The sequence below is a fragment of the Sphingomonas sp. MMS24-J13 genome (genome assembly GCF_044905095.1).
Classification (GTDB): domain Bacteria; phylum Pseudomonadota; class Alphaproteobacteria; order Sphingomonadales; family Sphingomonadaceae; genus Sphingomonas_I.
Map to the genome: position 1 here is coordinate 3,032,943 of NZ_CP173258.1, position 16,548 is coordinate 3,049,490.

Below are 16,548 nucleotides of genomic sequence, written 5' to 3' on the forward strand. Positions count from 1 at the left end.
GCGCTTTCTCTCGATCGGTCAGGAAAGCTACACGACCACCTTCACCATGTGGATCGCCACGCCTCCGTTGAGAGCTTCCTCCCTTTCGACCTCATATCCGAGCGAGGCATAGAGGCGCAGGTTCTCCTGAAACATCTGGTTCGTGTAGAGGCGAACGGTGGTCAATCCGGCGTCGCGCGCCAGTTGCTCGGCATACGCGACCATCCTTCGACCGTAACCGCGTTTTTGAAAGCTCGGATCGACAGCCACGTTCTCTATAAGCACGTCGTCGTCGCGCTCGATAGTTTCGACGAGCGCCGCCAACTCTTCTCCGACGAACAGGAGATCAGCGCGATGATCCCGAATATGTGCGGCATGATCCACCCTCATCGGTAGCGGCTCGCGACCGATGACCGAAACCCATTTGGAATAGGCCGACCGTGTGAGGGCAGTAACAGCCGCAGCATCATCAATAGTGGCTAACCGGATCATCTCGCTCATGCGCAGACTATGACGGAGTGCGGGCAGGATCGGAAGGGCGCCGGCTTTCCCGATTGCTCTTTCCCGAAATAGCGCCTCGGGCATGAGAAATCGGGACTGATCCCGCTCAGCAATCGGCAGCTTGCGGGATCGCGATCCTATGGCCTGAACGGCCGAATTGGGGCGGTTGCCGACGGGCAGCTTCACGCCCACAACCCGCACGGCTGATCTTGGGCAGGGCGCAAGCTCCGGCGACACATCGAGCGGCGGAAGTGGCAACAGCTGCAGCGCCGCGTTGGAGCCGCGCCGCGCCCGCAATGTGCCGGATTGACGCAGGTTGGCGCGATTGCCGTCTCTTCGTCCCGCCGGCGTGGAACCACTCGATCGCTCCGGCATTGGCCGGCCAAAGGAATTGCGATGGCCGAGGAAGAGGATACCGTCCACTATGATGGCGCGGAAGGCGGCTGGGGCTCGCTGCGCGGCATCGTCCAGACCGCGCTGAGGGAGCGGCCATCGCCCGCGGCGCTCAACACGCTCAGGCGCCAGAACAAGGTCGGCGGGTTCATGTGCGTGTCGTGCGCCTGGGCCAAGCCGGCCCAGCCGCACGCGCTCGAATTCTGCGAGAACGGCGCCAAGGCGACCTTATGGGAGATGACCTCGCGCCGCTGCACGCCGGACTTCTTCGCCGAGCATAGCGTCACCGAACTCAGGGGCTGGAAGGATTATGACCTCGAGCAGCAGGGCCGGCTGACGCACCCGCTCCGTTACGACGCGGCGAGCGACAAATATGTGCCGTGCGGATGGGACGAGGCGTTCCAGGCGATCGGCGCGGAATTGAAGGCGCTCGATCCCAAGTCGACCGTCTTCTACGCATCGGGCCGCGCGAGCCTGGAAACGAGCTATCTCTACGCCCTGTTCGGCCGGGCCTATGGGCATAACAATCTGCCCGACAGTTCGAACATGTGCCACGAGACGACCTCGGTCGCGCTCAAGAAGGTGATCGGGTCGCCGGTCGGCACCTGCGTGCTCGCCGATTTCGAATTGTGCGACGCGATCTTCTTCTTCGGCCAGAATACCGGATCGAATTCGCCGCGCCTGCTCCATCCGCTGCAGGAAGCGGTCAAGCGCGGCGTCAAGATCGTCACCTTCAATCCGATCCGCGAAAAGGGTCTCGAGGTCTTCAAGAACCCGCAGAGCCCGACCGAGATGCTGACGCCGGCGGAGACGCAGATCTCGACGCTCTACCTGCAGGTCAAGACGGGCGGCGACATCGCCGCCATCATGGGACTGATCAAGCACGTCCTCGCCGCAGAGGAGAAGAAGTGGGCGGAGCAGAAGCAGCATGTGCTCGACGTCGATTTCATCGCGCAGCACACCACCGGCTTCGAGGAGATCAAGGCCAAGGCCGATGCGACCAGCTGGGAAGAGATCGAGCGCGAGAGCGGCCTGTCGCGCGACGATCTCGCCCAGGCGGCGCAGATCTATATCGAGGCGCATCGCTCGATCGTGATGTACGGCATGGGCCTGACCCAGCATGTCCACGGCTCGCAGAGCCTGGAGATGATCACCAATCTGTGGCTGCTCAAGGGGAATGTCGGCCGCGACGGCACCGGCATCTCGCCGGTGCGCGGCCATTCCAACGTGCAGGGCCAGCGCACCGTCGGGATATCCGAGAAGCCGTCGCTGGTGCCGCTCGACAAGATCGCCCAGCTGTTCGGGTTCGATCCGCCGCGCGACGAGGGGCTGAACACGGTCAAGGCCTGCGAGAAGATCCTGACGGGCGAGGTGAAGGCCTTCATCGGCCTCGGCGGCAATTTCGTCCGGGCCATTCCCGAGCGCGAGAAGATGGAAGCGGCCTGGCAGAAGATGCGCCTGACAGTGCAGATCGCCACCAAGCTCAACCGCAGCCACCTGATCAATGGCGAGATCGCCTATCTGCTGCCCTGCCTCGGCCGATCGGAAGAGGATATGCAGGCGGGCGGGCCGCAGAAGGTGACGATGGAGGATTCGCTCTCCTGCATCCACGGCTCGTTCGGCAAGAACAAGCCGGCCAGCACGGACTTGAAGTCCGAAGTGGCGATCGTCGCGGGGCTGGCCAGGGCGACCCTGCCCCCCAATCCCAGGATGAAATGGGACGAATGGACCGGCAATTACGAGCTTATCCGCGACCTGATCGAGCAGACCTACCCGGAGCAGTTCCACGATTTCAACGCGCGCGTCTTCACGCCGGGCGGCTTCTATCGCGGCAATTCGGCGCGGGAGCGCGTGTGGAAGACCGAGAGCGGCAAGGCGCAGTTCACCCCACCGAAGACGATGAGCGCGCTCGGCGTCGACGACGCACCGGGCCGTTTCCGGCTGATGACGTTGCGCTCGAACGATCAGTTCAACACGACCATCTACGGCTATTCCGATCGTCTGCGCGGCATCGAGGGCACGCGCGACGTGCTGCTGATGAACCCCGAGGATATCGCCGCGGCCGGCCTCAGCGAGGGCCAGGTCGTCGGTCTCGCGTCCGATGCGGGCGATGGCGTGGAACGCAGGGTCGGCGGCCTGACCGTGACCCCCTTCCTGCTGCCGAACGGCTGCCTCGGCGCCTATTACCCCGAAATGAACCCGCTGATCCCCTTATGGTATCATGACGAGGAGTCGAAAACGCCGGCCGCCAAGGGCGTCCCGGTCCGCATCGAGATATGATCGCGGCGCGGGCGCGCGACCACCGCTCCGCAAGCCCATGCGCGATAGTCCGGGCCTTGCATCAAGGTGTCCCGGATCAAGCTGGTTTCTCTCTGAGGTGCGCCGGTATCGTGGGTGCCGATACGAGCCATCCGACGAACGATGTGCACCCGAAAGTGGCCAATCGATACGATCAATCTTGGATCATGACCTTGCGTCGCGCCCCGCCGCTGCGATGCGCGGAAGAAGCATCTTTACCCTTCAACACGTGCCCGCAAGCATGTCCGCTGGCCGGCAAAGGATCGCACCGCGATAGGCGCTCGGGGTGACGCCGTACTGCTCGAGGAAACGGCGGGCAAAGTAGGAGGAATCGGAAAAGCCCCAGCCGTGCGCAAGCTGGGTGATGGAGAGCACTCTTCCATCCGTCCGGACAAGCCGCGCGGCGCACTCCTCGAGACGGCGGCGCAGGATATAGCGGCGCAGCGTCTCGCCCTCTCCATCGGTTCCGGCGCCGCGCGCGAAGATGAGCCGCAGGTAGCGCGGCGAGATCCCGAAATGGCGCGCGATCGAAGCGGGCGTGAGCTCGCAATCGTCGAGCCGCATCTCGACATAAGCGCGAACCTTGCCTGCCCAGCGCGTCATCGTCCCCAGATTGTCGTCGCACGGCTCGTCTTCGTCGGTGATCGCCGACATAAGCTCGATCAGGCCGCCGAACAGCGCGGGCGGGAAGCGGCGAACGCCTTGATCGACGAACATGCCCGCGATGCTGCGCAGCGTGGCCGCAAGAACCTGGCTCGTACCCGCGCCGGTATCGATCGATCGCATCGCGATCTCCCGATAGAAAGGCAACCGCGCCGCGAGCAACGAAGAGGGCAGCCCGACCGAAAGGATCCGCCCGCCGGTGCGCAGATGGTAGCGATAGGGCGTCTCCTCATCGAACAGGATCATGCTTCCCGGCGCAGTGCGCATCGTTCGGCCGATCGACACCAACTCTCCCTCGCCTTCGAGCTGGAGGTAGAGGAAGCTGGAGCCGCCCGGCGTACCGCCATGCTGTCGCCCACGCGATGCGCGAACCTCGGACGTCACGACGTGCGACACGCTGAACCGATCGAACACGGCGCGGGTCAGCGCACAGTGGAGCGTTTCCGGGTTGCGATCGTCGAACGTCGCCGGGGACGATGTGCGCGCCACGATCTCGCGCCAGTAGCCGAGCCGCGCCTCGGGAGGGACCTGGCGGGTATCGTATCTCTCCGTTGCCGCTGCGAGCATGGGCTATTCCGCTCCATTCTTATCGTTGCGAGGGGAGCATGCACCGAAGCGGCGAAGCCCGCAACACGGTCGCGACCGTGGCCTTCCCGGATCCCAGGCCGGCGGGACACCGCGATCGGCCGAGCTTCACCGCGGGCCCGGCGCGCGGGTCGTGGCCTCATTCAGCGCCACGCGTCCACCCTGGCACGGCCATCTGGCCATCGTAGATCGGGTTGTGCAGCAGCGTGCCGAACGTACGGATCACATCGGCCCGTGCCGTGTCGATCGGCTCGTCGGGGATCGCACGGAGCAAGGCGTCGTTGCGCGCCTTTATCCCTTCGCGGAACTCGGGATGGGTGATGATGTAGAGATCGCCGCGCTCCATCCCCCGCAACACGCGGTCGCCCACCTCTTCCTTGCTCATGAAGACGGATGCGTCGAATTCGGGCGGCGAGAGCGGATCGAACCCCGCCGCCTCATTGCGCAGGTGCGCCGGCCTGACCTGGTCGGTAGTCGCGCCGAGATTGGTATTCACCGGCCCGGGAATGAAGACGGATGCACCGATATTGGTGCCCTGGAGTTCGCTCGCGAGCGTCTCCATCAGGCCCGTGACCGCATATTTTGCCGCGCAGTACATGCCCGCCCCGGCGACGGCCGCGATCCCGGCGGTCGACGACGTGGCGAGGACATGACCGCCCTCGCCATGCGCCTTGATCCGCGGAAGCATCGCCGTCACGCCATTGACGACCCCGCCCAGATTGACCCCCAGGCTGAAGTCCCAATCCTTGTAGGTCATCGCATCGAGCATGCCGGTCAGGCCGACGCCGGCATTGTTCACCAGCACATGGATGTTGCCGAACATCGCCTCGGCCTTCTCCGCCGCCTCGATCCAGCCGGCGCGATCGGTGACGTCGAGTTGCACGGCACCGACCGCGAGATTGGTTGTGCCGAACATCTTCATGGCGTCGTCGAGCGCATCCTGCCGGATATCGGCCATGACGACACGCATCCCCGCATTGGCGAAGCTCTGCGCCATGCCAAGCCCCATGCCGCTCGCGCCGCCGGTGATGAAGGCGGTCTTGCCGGTGAATTTGCCCATCATCGCGGACCTTCTTGCAGCGCCCGGAACGGTACCGACCCCTTGCGCAGCATCTTAGAAGCCGATGCTGGCGCGGACGCCGATCCGCCTGCGATCCCCGGTCACGCCCGTATTGTAGGCGAGGCCGGGCGGGAGCGCGGCGCCCAGGATCGATTTGTCGAAATAGGTCACGTAATATTTCTCGTTGAACAGGTTGGTGCTGAACACCGCCAGTTCGAGCCGGTTGATCTTGTAGGCGATCGACGCGTTCGTGATGTAATAAGGCGCAAGAAAGGTCGGCGCGACCTGCGAGTAGCTGAAGCCCGGCCGCCGCCCCTTGCCCGACACATTGGCATCGAACGAAACGACCCCGCGGCCCACATGCACGTCCTGCGTGGCGCCCGCGTTGAACGTCCAATCCGCGGTGTAGAGAATCTTGTCGGTCGGCAATCTGAAACCGGTCACGGCAATGAAGCCGCTCATATCGGTGGTGCGGGCGTGGAGCAGGCCCAGATTGCCGTAGAGGCGGAAGTTGGGGGTGACACGAAACGTCGCCTCGACTTCCGCGCCATAGCTCCGCACCGTCCCGGTGTTCAGATTGACCGCGATGGCGGCGGCACTCGCGGTCGACGGCACGATCGCGTTGACGCCGATATAGTTTGAATAATCATTGTAGAACACGTCGGCGGCGACGGTCAGGCGCCGATCGAGCGCCGAGAATTTCGTGCCGACTTCGTAGGTCCACACCGAGTCGTTGCGATAGATGAGGTTGGGCGAACCGGGCGGGTTCTGGCCACCGCCACGCACGCCCCGCGCTACCGACGCATAGCTCATGAAATCGGAGGTCCAGTGCAACGTCGCCGTCGCGCGCGGCTGCAATTCTTTGGCCTTGTAGGCGGCGCTGGTGAACGCCTGCGACGATTTCAGGCTTTGGTCGTCATAGCGTGCGCCGAGCGCGAGTTCGAGCAGCCGGCTCGGCTTCCAGAAGACTGTCGCGAACACCGCCTCGTTGCGGTTGGAGGTATGCGCCACCGCCGGCGACAGGAGATTGGCAGGGACGACAAAGGTGTTGGTCTCGCTCCGGTCGCGATATTGCGAGTAGAACAGCCCGACGAGCGACGATATCGTGTCGCTCCATTGCGTTTCGAACCGACCCTCGAAATTGATGGTCCGCAGCCGGCCGAAATCGTGCGAGCGCAGGAAATCGGTCGGCCCCAGATCGACGTCCCAATTCACCTCGCGCTTGCGCAGATTGTAGGAGGCGATCAGCGTCATCTTGGTCTTGAGCGGGGTCAGATCGAATTCTCCCTTGGCGTTCAAACCGTAATAGCGATCCTCGCCGATGCTGTTGACGTTCTGCGCGCCGGCATATTGATAATCTTCGGGGCCGGCGACCTGATTGTAGGGGAAGAAACCGCCCCTCACCTTGTCGTAATTGGCGTTGATGGTTATCGTAGCGCCCGTGGCAGGCAGGATGCGCAGCGTACCCTTGAGCGATTCCTGCGTCGCGGGATTGAGATTGCCGCCGATCAGCGAGTTTTTGATGAAGCCGTCCTGATGGTGATAGGCGCCACCGATCCGGAACTGCACCACATCCGAGACGATCGGGCCCGAGATCGATCCCGACAGCGATCGGAAATCGTCCTGCGGCGCATAGCTGCCGTCGATGCGGCCGGTCAGGTCGTTGGTCGGCTGGCGCGTCACGATGTTGATCGCTCCGCCCAGCGTGTTGTTGCCGAACAGCGTCCCCTGCGGCCCGCGCAGCACCTCGACCCGCTCGACATCCACCAGCGGGCTGTTGAAGAACGAGGTTGCCGGCTCGTAGATGCCGTCGACGAAGATGCCGACGCCCGGCTGCACCGAATCCGAGAGCGTGGTGCCGATGCCGCGGATCGAGATGAAGGCGCGCGTCGGGGAATCGGAATCGATGTTCAGGCTGGGCGTGATCCTGGCGACGTCGCGCACATTGTTCGCCTGCTGGTCGCGCAGCGCATCGCCGCTGACCGCCGTGACCGAGATCGGCACATCGCTGAGCCGTTCCTCCTTGCGCCGGGCGGTGACGATGATGTCGCCACTCGACGACGAACCATCGGCTTGGGTCGCGCCATTGCCTTGTGTCGCCGGGGCCGCGCCGCCGGCGGATTGCGCCGCCGCCGTCTGATGGAAGCCGATGATGGCGATGCCCGACATGATGTGCCGCAGACAGTGACGACGCCGCATTTTGCCCTCTCCCGTTATTTCATGAGCCTTTTCCGGTTCGGCGCCTCCACCACGGCGTCCTCACCAAGCTCTTCAGCGTCCAATTGGAGCGAGGTTGCTGCAATAGATAGGACGCAACGGAAGCGCCAAGACCGCCAAAGCGGCAATGCCCGCACTACCGGTCCGGCGGATTTCGATGTGCCGCTTGATCCATGCACGCGGGCGGATCGGGGGCTTTAGCCGTGCGGACGAAAGATGGCGGCGCATCGACGCTCAGCCATCCCCCGCACGCAGGAAGAGGCGAGGATCATGGCGAAAGACAATCACATCACCCTGTTCGATCTGCAGTTCGAATCCGGCTGCACGACCAGTCCCTACGTATGGCGCACCCGCTACGCGCTGGCGCACAAAGGATTCGAGGTCGATCTGGTGCCCGGCGGCTTCGTCGGAATTCTCGAACGCACCGGCGGTCGATCGGATCGGCTGCCCGTCATCGTCGATGACGATCGCTGGGTGCTCGACAGCACGGTGATCGCCGAATATCTCGACGCCGAATATCCGGATCGGCCGATGCTGTTTCCGTACCCGGCCTACAAACCGGCCTTGCGCTTCATCGACACCTGGCTGTGGAACACGGTGATCGAGGCCTATTTCGAGAATTACATCGCGGACTATTACGAACTCTCGCTCGCCGCGGACAAGCCGTACGTACGCGAAACGCGCGAGAAGTTCGTCGGCGGACGCCGCCTGGAGGATGTTCAGGCCGGGCGCGAGGATCGCCTGCCGCTGATGCCGCGGCGGCTCGAACCGCTGCGCAAGCTGCTCACCGAAACGCGCTGGATCGGGGGCGAGAAGCCCGATTTCGCCGATTACTCGGCCTTGGCGATCTTCCTGTGGCTGGCCTCCATCGCCACAACGCCGCCGCTGACCGATGACGATCCGCTGCGCGACTGGCTGGAACGGGGTTTCGACCTGTTCGGTGGATTGGGGCGCCATCCGGCGATGCACAACCTGTTCGGGCTGCAATTGCGTGAGGGCGATCCCGAACCGTTCGAGCGCGGCGCGCTGGCGCAGGAGATCACGCCGACCAACCAGGGGCCGGGCGCGCCCGTCGCCCCCCGCGCCTGAGCGACCGCGATCCAGGCCGGCGCGGGCGCATCATTTGACGTGGCCCGATCGTCAGGCAAGGCGGAAGCCCGCGCTCCGGAGAGACTGAATGGCACGACCGCGTTACGAGTTCAGGCTGCTCATTCTCCTGAGCATCACCAATGGCGTGGTCGCGCTGGAGCGGCTCAGCGCAAATTTCCTGTCGCCCTATCTCGTGGCCGATCTGGGGCTCACCAACACCCAGCTCGGGATGCTCGCGGGTGCGCTGTCCGGCACGGTGGCGATCGGCGCAACCTTGTTCGGGCGTCTTGCCGATTCCACCGGCAGCCGGAAGACGATCCTGCTGGTCGCCACGCTTTGCTTTTCGCTGGTCGCGGGCCTGCCGGGGCTGATCAGCGGTTTCGGCGGGCTCTTGCTGGCGCGCATGGTCCTGGGCTTTGCCGAAGGGCCGGTGGTCCCCTTGTCCCAGTCGCTGATGTCGGACGTGTCCGATCCGGCGCGACGCGGCCTCAACATGGGTATTCTCCAGATGGCGGGCGCCTTCCTGATCGGCGGCACTGCGGGCCCGGTGATCGCGACGATGGTGGCCGACGCTTATGGATGGCGCGCGGCCTTCTCGCTGTCGGTGATCCCGGGGCTCATCGTCGTTCTGGCGCTGTGGCTGTTCGTGCGTCCCGATCCGGCGGCGGGTGTGTCAAGACCGGAGGACCATACCCAATCGTCGGCGGTGGGATCGTTCGTGCGGCTGTGGAAGGTGCGCAACGTGCGCCTGTCGATCCTCATTTCCGGCGTTTTCGCGGCCTGGGCCATGATCCAGAACGTGTTTTTGCCGGTCTACCTCACCCAGGTCCGCGGCATCGCGCCCGCCACGATGGGCTGGATCGTGGGCGCGGGCGGGGTTGCCGGGCTCGTCGGCGGCATGGGTGTCCCGGCGCTCTCGGATTTGGTCGGGCGCCGGCCGGTTCTGATCGCCTGTGGTTTCCTCGGCATCTTCGCGCCGGCCGCCATCCTGATGCTGCCGAACGATCCCGTCTTGCTCGGAATGGCTGTCATGCTCGGATGGATGGTGGTGGGCATCTCGCCGTTGTCGATCGGCGTCATCCCGGCGGAAAGCGCGCCGGCGGGCCTCATTGCCAGTGCGATCGGGCTTACGACCGCTGCGGGCGAACTGTTCGGCGGGGTCATCGCGCCGTCGGTTGCGGGCCGGCTTGCGGACTCGTTCGGCCTCGCTACGCCATTCTACCTCTGCATCGGTCTGGCCGTCATCTGCGGGGCGGTGGCGCTGCTCCTGCAGGAGAGCCGCGGCGGGGACCGGCGGAAGCGACGAAGCGATCGATAGCGGGCACACCAGCTGAATTTCCAACCGTTTGCATTCGCGTATTGCCGCTCCCTTCCCTCACCCCGCCAACACAAGCCGCAACGCCTCCGACAACCGCATCGCCAGCGCGTGCGCCTGCTTGAGCTCCGGCCGGATCAGCGGCACCAGCCGAAACCGGGTCGTATCCAGCGGGCGGGTATACAGACGCGGCATCACCCTCGCCGCCAGCCCGCCCAGCACCTGCGCCACCGCGGAAGGCAGGCCGATCCGCGCGAGCGGACCGAAGAAGCGCGACCGGCGCAAAGATGTGTCGCCGTCAGCGATGGTCGAAATACGGGCTCGACCGAACCCGCTCGGCCTTTGCCGCCCGCCTAGTCGCGAACGGCGGATCGGTGTAGCTGCGAGCCAAGGGTTTCCAGGGTCGGGCGTTTTGCTCAAGCCGGCCCCTTCCGGAGCAACCGACATACCACGCAAACCGAATTACGACTTCGAGCGCCGCGAGCGCGAACGGACCAAGGCAGCGGAGTCCGCGAAGAAGGCGCAAGCCAAGGCGGACAAAAGGGTTACCGGGCAGGAAGCGCCGGACGCGGTTGAACCAGGCGGTCCGCCGGTAGATTGAGGCGACGATGGGAACGTCCGGCCTTACTCTCACACAGCTCGGCTGGAAGTCGTTCTTCAGCGAGCAGGTCTCGGCCGGGGAGCGCCTCATATGCCAGCCCGTCCGCGTCCTGTCGGTGCATCGCGGAAGGGTGACCGTTTCGGGCGAAGGATTCGAGGACTCGATCTCCTCCAGCTTGCCCACGCAAGGCGGCGCGGAAGACCGGCCTACCGTCGGAGACTGGTTGCTGATCGACCGGACCACCCGCAGTTTGATGCGCATTCTCGACCGGACGAGCCTGTTCAAGCGGCCCGCCCCGGGCGATGACCGCCGGACCCAGCTCATCGCCGCGAATGTCGACACGCTGTTCATCGTCACGTCCTGTAACGAGGACTTCAATGTCGCGCGTATCGAACGCTATCTCGTGCTCGCGCGCGAGGTGGGGGTGCGTCCGGTCGTCGTCCTCACGAAGGCCGACCTGTCGCCGACGCCCGGGCGCCTGGTCGACGCAGCGCGCGCGCTTCAGTCGGGTTTGCTGGTGGAAATGGTGGACGGGCGCGATCCGACGAGCGCCGCCCGCCTCGCACGACATTGCGGCCCGGGCGAAACCGTCGCGCTGGTGGGATCGTCCGGCGTCGGCAAATCGACGCTCGTCAACAGGCTGACGGGATCGGACAAGATCGCGACACAGGCCGTGCGCGAGGACGACGGCAAGGGCCGGCATACGACCACCGTCCGGGAGATGCATCGCCTCGCTGGTGGCGCGGACGGGGGCGGCTGGCTGGTCGATACGCCGGGCATGCGCGAGCTCCAGATGTCCGACGTGGCCACCGGCGTGACCGAGGTCTTCGACGACGTCACGGCCGTGACGCTGGACTGCCGGTTCTCGAACTGCAGCCATCTCGACGAGCCCGGATGCGCCATCCAGGCCGCGATGACGGACGGGAATCTCGATCCCGCGCGGGTCGAGCGTTGGCGCAAGCTCGCCCGGGAGGATGCGGCGAGTAACCGCGCCGCGACGGTTCGCCGCTCCCGCCCCGGAAAAGCCGGAAAGAGACGATGATGAACGGGTCGATCTCAATCCGTTCGGCGCGGAATCCGATACCGGCCCCGGCCGGGAACCAACGGTCGGATCCACGCGCTCCGCGCACAGGCATACCGAGGGCTGGCAATGAACGACTTTGAGCGCATGATGGGTATGGAGGGGGTACGTCCGCTTGGGCAGCCGAAGGAAAAGCCCCATCGTCGCCCGGCGAAGGCGTCGCCGCAGGTCCACAGCTCAAATCCCGTGGCAGCGCCGGAGCCAGAGTCCTTTGCCCACGCGTGGGTGTCCGGTCAGCGCGCGCGCACCGCGCTTGAAACCGCGCTCGAGCGTCTCGCCGTCGAGATCCGCAACGGGCGAAGCGGCTGGGCCAGCGGCATTCGCCAGGACGGCACTATGGTCAAGCTGCCGACCTCATCGGGCGCGGCATCCTTGCTCGGCACCGCCGACCGCCAGTCGCTGCGCCTCATGATCATCGGGGGCGACGGCTGGACCTTCGTCATGCATCCGCTGATGGGCGTCGCGACGCTCGACGAGGATCCGGCTACGGCGGCTGCTTAGGTTTTCACGCTTTCCGCGCAGAAGGCAGCGCTCGATGGCTGTCCTCATCCCGCCAACACAAGCCGCAGCGCCTCCGACAACCGCATCGCCAGCGCATGCGCCCGTGCATGCTCCTGCCTGAGCTCCGGCCGGAACAGCAGTTTCAACCGCCGCCGCACCGTCGGCCGGATCAGCGGCACCAGCCGCAGCCGGGTCGTATCGAGCGGGCGCGTATAGAGCCGCGGCATCACCCCAACCGCCAGCCCGCCCAGCACCAGCCCGTAGAGCGAATCCACCTGGTCCACCGAATAGCGCAGCGACGGCGCCACGCCGTTCTGCTGGAGCGCCGCCGCGCTCAGTTCGCCGATGCTGCCGCCGGCGAAGTGGACCACCTCCTCGCCCGCCAGCGCGCGCCAGGGCAGGCGCGGTTCGCCGGCCAGCGGGTGATCGGCGCGGACCAGCAGCAGCATCTCGTCCTCGGCGATCGCGATCGTCTCGAATTCGGGATCGGCGTTGGTGGCGATGGTGACGAGCAGGTCGTAGGCGCCGGTGCGCAGGCCGCGGATCAGATCGTCGCTCTTGCCGTCGCCGAGATGCGCGATCACGCCCGGCACCGCCTGCTCGCAGCCGGGCAGCACCTGCGCCACCGCCGCCACCGCCGAGGGCACCGCGCCGATGCGGACGGTCGAGGCGGCGAGGCTCGCGACCTCGCGCATGTCGGCGAAAGCGTTTTCGGCGGTGGTGAGCAGGCGCAAGGCGTGCGGCAACAAGGTCTCGCCCGCGGCGGTGAGCGCCACTCTATGCGTGGTGCGGTCGAACAATCTGAGGCCGAGCTGCGACTCGATATGGCGGATCGCCGCACTCAGCGCGGGCTGCGAGATGGCGACGCTGTCGGCGGCGCGGCCGAAATGGCCGATCCGGGCGAGCGCGACGAAGAAGCGCAGCTGGCGCAGCGAGATCGCCTGGACCGAGGCCGGTGCCCTGTCATACTCCGCCGCCATGCCCCGCAGTTATAACCAGAACCTATCAAACGATAAAAACAAAAACTTTCCGTTGTCGCGCCACCCGGCATAGCTTGCGATTGTGACACGATCGCAAAGATCGGGGCAGCGGGACGGACGGCCATCACAGAGCCGCCGCCCAACAGGCAGGAACAGACGACCGGGAGACTGGGGAAGCAATCCCCGCCCCGCCTTACCAGGAGAGCGTGCTGGCCCGAAGGGCTTCACGTCGACCAAAGGGGGTCACATGTCTGCCAAGTTTCCCGCGCGCGCCATCCTGCGACTCACCGCGTCCGTCCTCGCCGCCGCTGCTGCCCATATGGCATGCGCGCCCGCGCTGGCCGAGACCGCACCCCCGGCCGATAGCCCCCTTCGGCCGGGGGCGATGCCCTCCCCGACACGATCGTCGTGACGGGTTCGCGCATCGCCACCCCCAACAACACCAGCGTCAGCCCGATCACCACCGTCTCGGGCGCCGATCTCTCCGCGCGCGGCGCGACCCGGATCGAGGATCTGATCAACACTTTGCCGCAGGCCTATGCCGATCAGGGCGGCAACAATCGCGGCGGCACGGTCGGCGCATCGGGCACCGCGACGATCAACCTGCGTAATCTCGGCAACCAGCGCACGCTGGTGCTGATCGACGGGCGCCGGCTGATGCAGGGCGATCCCGATCGCGTCGCTGCCCAGGCGCCCGACATCAACAATGTGCCGGCGGCCCTGGTCGAGCGGATCGACGTCGTCACCGGCGGCGCATCGGCGGTCTATGGATCGGATGCGCTCGCGGGCGTCGTCAATTTCGTCCTCAAGAAGAATTTCGAGGGGCTCCAGCTCGACACGACCGGCGGGCTCTATTCGCACACCAACGGCAATGCGATCCGATCGGTCGCGGCGGCGGCTGGCCAGCGTTACGCGCAGGGCACCGATTATGACGGCGGGCAGCAGAACATCTCGCTGACCGCGGGCAAGAATTTCGGTGACGGGCGCGGCAACATCACCGCCTTCGTCGGCTATCGCCATATCGACGGGGTCGGCACGTCGGAGCGCGATTTCACCACCTGCAACCTCGGCACGAGCGCGGCGGGCTATACCTGCTCGCTCTCCAGCGCGACCAACCCGGCGCAGTTCCAGCCACTCAACCCCGCCACCGGCGTGTCGCGCGGCAGCTATGCGATCGATGCTACGACCGGCAATACTTTGCGCACCTACAAGAGCAGCGACGGCTTCAACAACGGCAACACCTATGATCTGCAGTCGCCCGACAGCCGCTGGAACGCCGACGTTTTCGCGCATTACGATTTCTCGAAATCGGCCAAGCTCTACGGCGAATTCATGTTCATGCAGGACAAGGCCGATATCCGCATCTCGCCGACTGCGGTGTTCACGGTGGCCGAGACGATCAATTGCGCCAACCCCTATCTCTCGGCACAGGAGGTCAACCTCTTCTGCACCTCGGTCGGGCTGACCTCGGCGCAGAACACGCAGGTCGCGGTGTCGCAGCGCAACGCGCAGGGCGGCTCACGCCACGATTACACCACCCACACCGCGTATCGCGGCGTGCTCGGGATGAAGGGCGATATCGGCAGCGACTGGCAGTATGACGTCTACGGCCAATATGGCCGCACCGATTACAAATCGCGGCTGACGGGCGACATCAGCCTCGCGCGCTTCGCCGATGCGCTGCAGGCGGTGAACTCGGGCGGCCAGATCGTCTGCAAATCGGGCAATGCCGGCTGCGTGCCGATCAACATCTTCGCGATCGGCGGGATCACCCAGCAGGCATTGGGCTACGTCTCGATCCCCTTCTACCGGACCGGGCATACCGAGGAGAAGGTGGTCTCGGCCTCGCTCACCGGCAGCGTGCCGGTGCAGAGCCCGTTCGCCGATCACAAGGTCGGCGTCGCGATCGGTGCCGAATATCGCGACGAAGGTTTGGCCCTCGTGCCGGACTCGCATTATTCGTCGAAGGACGTTGCGGGCAATTCGGGCGGCGAATTCCCGATCTCGGGTTCGTATAACGTCAAGGAGGTGTTCGGCGAGCTGACCGCGCCGATCGCCGAGGACAAGCCGTTCATGCGGCTGCTGAGCCTCAATGCCGGCGTGCGCTACTCGCATTATTCGACCGCGGGCGACACGGTCGCGTGGAAGGGCGGCGCCGAATGGGCGCCGGTCCCGGCGATCCGGCTGCGCGCGAGCTACCAGCGTGCGGTGCGCGCGCCCAATCTGGTCGAGCTGTTCGGCCCGCAGCAGGGCACGACCGCCAACCTGACCGATCCGTGCGAGGGCACGAAGCCGACCGCGACCGCCGCGCAATGCGCCGCATCGGGCGTCACCGCCGCGCAATATGGCAACATCGCCCCGGCGGCCGGCCAGAAGTCGGGCGCGCTGATCGGCGGCAACCCGAACCTCAAGCCCGAAACATCGAACACCATCTCGTTCGGCGGGCAGGTCACCCCGCCCTTCCTGCGCGGCGTGACCTTCGGCGCCGATTATTTCGACATCAAGGTCAAGAAACTGATCTCGACCGTGCCCGCCACGGTCGAACTGACCCAGTGCATCGCCACCGGGCAATTCTGTAACCTGATCCTGCGCAACCCGACGACCGGATCGCTCGTCACCGGCGGCAACGTCGTCACGACCAGCATCAATGCCGGTTACCTCAAGACCTCCGGCATCGACTTCACGCTGACCGCCAACCAGCGGCTCGACGATCTGTTCGGCGGGCGTTCGCTTGGCCGGGTGGGGCTCAACTTCGCCGGCACCAAGACCAACAAGTACGAGGTGCAGGTGCTGCCCGGCACGCCGGCGTACCGCTGCGATGGCTATTTCGGCGTGACCTGCGGCATTCCGATCCCGCATTGGCGCCACCGCCTGATGGCGAACTGGACCTCGCCGGGCGGGCTGATGCTGTCGGGCACGTGGCGCTACATCGGCGCGACCCACAACGATAAGTCGTCGAGCGCGCAATATCTGACCGGCACCTACTTCGCCTATGACCGCCGCCTGCCGGCCGTCAGCTATTTCGACTTCGCCATCGCCAAGACGATCGCCGAGAAGTTCACCCTGCGCGCGGGCGTGAACAATGCGTTCGACAAGGATCCGCCGCTCACCGCGTCGGTCGGCGGCCAGGTGTCGAACGGCGATTTCTTCGGAGGCATGTACGATGCGCTCGGCCGCTATATGTTCGTGGGTGTGACGGCCAAGTTCTGAGTGAGGCGGCCGGGATGAGACGCGCTCACTCCACTCCGTCATCCCAGCGCAGGCTGGGATCTCGGGAGGATGTGA

Annotated in this window: 12 protein-coding genes; 6 read left to right on the top strand and 6 right to left on the bottom strand. The window is 65.4% G+C overall.

The window, feature by feature from the left end; all coding sequences use genetic code 11:
- Positions 1-27: 27 nt before the first annotated feature.
- Positions 28-903 (bottom strand): GNAT family N-acetyltransferase, encoded by an 876-nt coding sequence (locus tag AB4Z44_RS14035; RefSeq protein ID WP_404710318.1) that lies wholly within the window; start codon positions 901-903, stop codon positions 28-30.
- Here AB4Z44_RS14035 and AB4Z44_RS14040 point away from each other — a divergent pair.
- Positions 877-3,153, top strand: a complete 2,277-nt coding sequence (locus AB4Z44_RS14040; protein ID WP_404710319.1) for an FdhF/YdeP family oxidoreductase — start codon at positions 877-879, stop codon at positions 3,151-3,153. The genes AB4Z44_RS14035 and AB4Z44_RS14040 overlap by 27 nt on opposite strands.
- 240 nt (positions 3,154-3,393) lie before the next feature.
- Here AB4Z44_RS14040 and AB4Z44_RS14045 read toward each other — a convergent pair whose 3' ends face one another.
- From AB4Z44_RS14045 to AB4Z44_RS14055, 3 genes are all read right to left on the bottom strand, one after another.
- Positions 3,394-4,401 (bottom strand): helix-turn-helix domain-containing protein, encoded by a 1,008-nt coding sequence (locus tag AB4Z44_RS14045; protein WP_404710320.1) that lies wholly within the window; start codon positions 4,399-4,401, stop codon positions 3,394-3,396.
- 157 nt (positions 4,402-4,558) lie between these two features.
- Positions 4,559-5,482 carry an SDR family oxidoreductase gene (locus AB4Z44_RS14050; protein WP_404710321.1) on the bottom strand — a complete coding sequence of 308 codons (924 nt, stop codon included), beginning with the start codon at positions 5,480-5,482 and terminating at the stop codon, positions 4,559-4,561.
- A gap of 51 nt (positions 5,483-5,533) precedes the next feature.
- Positions 5,534-7,678, bottom strand: coding sequence for a TonB-dependent receptor (locus AB4Z44_RS14055; RefSeq protein WP_404710322.1), 2,145 nt, complete (start codon positions 7,676-7,678; stop codon positions 5,534-5,536).
- Positions 7,679-7,966: 288 nt separating this feature from the next.
- On the opposite strand from AB4Z44_RS14055, the gene AB4Z44_RS14060 reads away from it, so the two are divergent.
- Together AB4Z44_RS14060 and AB4Z44_RS14065 are read left to right on the top strand one after the other, a co-directional pair.
- The gene (locus AB4Z44_RS14060; protein WP_404710323.1) at positions 7,967-8,785 is read left to right on the top strand and encodes a glutathione S-transferase N-terminal domain-containing protein; all 819 of its coding nucleotides are present in this window, start codon (positions 7,967-7,969) and stop codon (positions 8,783-8,785) included.
- Positions 8,786-8,873: 88 nt separating this feature from the next.
- Entirely contained in the window at positions 8,874-10,103 is a 1,230-nt protein-coding gene (locus AB4Z44_RS14065) for an MFS transporter (protein ID WP_404710324.1), read from the top strand.
- Positions 10,104-10,160: 57 nt separating this feature from the next.
- On the opposite strand, the gene AB4Z44_RS14070 is transcribed toward AB4Z44_RS14065, so the two are convergent.
- Positions 10,161-10,385 carry a hypothetical protein gene (locus AB4Z44_RS14070; protein WP_404710325.1) on the bottom strand — a complete coding sequence of 75 codons (225 nt, stop codon included), beginning with the start codon at positions 10,383-10,385 and terminating at the stop codon, positions 10,161-10,163.
- A 323-nt stretch (positions 10,386-10,708) separates the two neighbouring features.
- Between AB4Z44_RS14070 and rsgA the strand changes: the two genes are divergently transcribed.
- Both rsgA and AB4Z44_RS14080 read left to right on the top strand, forming a co-directional pair.
- Positions 10,709-11,743: a ribosome small subunit-dependent GTPase A gene (gene rsgA, locus AB4Z44_RS14075; protein WP_404710326.1), complete on the top strand. Its 1,035-nt coding sequence runs from the start codon at positions 10,709-10,711 to the stop codon at positions 11,741-11,743.
- Between the two features lie 108 nt (positions 11,744-11,851).
- The gene (locus tag AB4Z44_RS14080) at positions 11,852-12,283 is read left to right on the top strand and encodes a hypothetical protein (protein WP_404710327.1); all 432 of its coding nucleotides are present in this window, start codon (positions 11,852-11,854) and stop codon (positions 12,281-12,283) included.
- A 44-nt stretch (positions 12,284-12,327) separates the two neighbouring features.
- On the opposite strand, the gene AB4Z44_RS14085 is transcribed toward AB4Z44_RS14080, so the two are convergent.
- Positions 12,328-13,263: a LysR family transcriptional regulator gene (locus tag AB4Z44_RS14085; RefSeq protein WP_404710328.1), complete on the bottom strand. Its 936-nt coding sequence runs from the start codon at positions 13,261-13,263 to the stop codon at positions 12,328-12,330.
- Between the two features lie 408 nt (positions 13,264-13,671).
- On the opposite strand from AB4Z44_RS14085, the gene AB4Z44_RS14090 reads away from it, so the two are divergent.
- Positions 13,672-16,473 carry a TonB-dependent receptor domain-containing protein gene (locus AB4Z44_RS14090; protein WP_404710329.1) on the top strand — a complete coding sequence of 934 codons (2,802 nt, stop codon included), beginning with the start codon at positions 13,672-13,674 and terminating at the stop codon, positions 16,471-16,473.
- Positions 16,474-16,548 lie beyond the last annotated feature (75 nt).

What these genes read in the sequence shown, in the direction of transcription:
- AB4Z44_RS14040 (WP_404710319.1), top strand. Translation starts at nt 877, where the DNA reads ATGGCCGAGGAAGAGGATACCGTCCACTATGATGGCGCGGAAGGCGGC.
- AB4Z44_RS14045 (WP_404710320.1), bottom strand. Translation starts at nt 4,401, where the DNA reads ATGCTCGCAGCGGCAACGGAGAGATACGATACCCGCCAGGTCCCTCCC.
- AB4Z44_RS14050 (WP_404710321.1), bottom strand. Translation starts at nt 5,482, where the DNA reads ATGATGGGCAAATTCACCGGCAAGACCGCCTTCATCACCGGCGGCGCG.
- AB4Z44_RS14055 (WP_404710322.1), bottom strand. Translation starts at nt 7,678, where the DNA reads ATGCGGCGTCGTCACTGTCTGCGGCACATCATGTCGGGCATCGCCATC.
- AB4Z44_RS14060 (WP_404710323.1), top strand. Translation starts at nt 7,967, where the DNA reads ATGGCGAAAGACAATCACATCACCCTGTTCGATCTGCAGTTCGAATCC.
- AB4Z44_RS14065 (WP_404710324.1), top strand. Translation starts at nt 8,874, where the DNA reads ATGGCACGACCGCGTTACGAGTTCAGGCTGCTCATTCTCCTGAGCATC.
- rsgA (WP_404710326.1), top strand. Translation starts at nt 10,709, where the DNA reads ATGGGAACGTCCGGCCTTACTCTCACACAGCTCGGCTGGAAGTCGTTC.
- AB4Z44_RS14080 (WP_404710327.1), top strand. Translation starts at nt 11,852, where the DNA reads ATGAACGACTTTGAGCGCATGATGGGTATGGAGGGGGTACGTCCGCTT.
- AB4Z44_RS14085 (WP_404710328.1), bottom strand. Translation starts at nt 13,263, where the DNA reads ATGGCGGCGGAGTATGACAGGGCACCGGCCTCGGTCCAGGCGATCTCG.